Origin of the sequence: Pseudomonas sp. C6002 (genome assembly GCF_013385805.1) — a bacterium.
Taxonomy (GTDB): Bacteria; Pseudomonadota; Gammaproteobacteria; order Pseudomonadales; family Pseudomonadaceae; genus Aquipseudomonas.
This window is the reverse complement of record NZ_JACAPH010000059.1, coordinates 1-390: the sequence shown is the minus strand read 5'-3', so window position 1 is coordinate 390 and position 390 is coordinate 1. Positions and strand designations below refer to the sequence as shown.

Annotated in this window: 2 tRNA genes; both read right to left on the bottom strand. The window is 50.5% G+C overall.

What is annotated here, in order from left to right:
- Positions 1-81: 81 nt before the first annotated feature.
- Positions 82-157, bottom strand: a tRNA-Ala gene (locus tag HX817_RS31135).
- Between the two features lie 30 nt (positions 158-187).
- Positions 188-264: transfer RNA gene (locus tag HX817_RS31130), tRNA-Ile, on the bottom strand.
- Positions 265-390: the final 126 nt, after the last annotated feature.

Sequence of the window (390 nt, the reverse complement as noted above, 5' to 3'; positions counted from 1 at the left end):
CTAATCAAAGACTAGAAATCAACATTCACCATCACATCGATGGAATGCTCATTTCTAAGCTTTCAAGACAGAAGCAGTTAGTGGTGGAGCCAAACGGGATCGAACCGTTGACCTCCTGCGTGCAAGGCAGGCGCTCTCCCAGCTGAGCTATGGCCCCGTATTTCTACAGGCGTTTCCCACACAAAATTGGTGGGTCTGGGCAGATTCGAACTGCCGACCTCACCCTTATCAGGGGTGCGCTCTAACCAACTGAGCTACAGACCCAATTTCGGGCTGCTTCTTTATCGTCTTCTTCAATGAATCAAGCAATTCGTGTGGGAACTTATGGAGCAGCTGATGTCGTCGATTAAGGAGGTGATCCAGCCGCAGGTTCCCCTACGGCTACCTTGT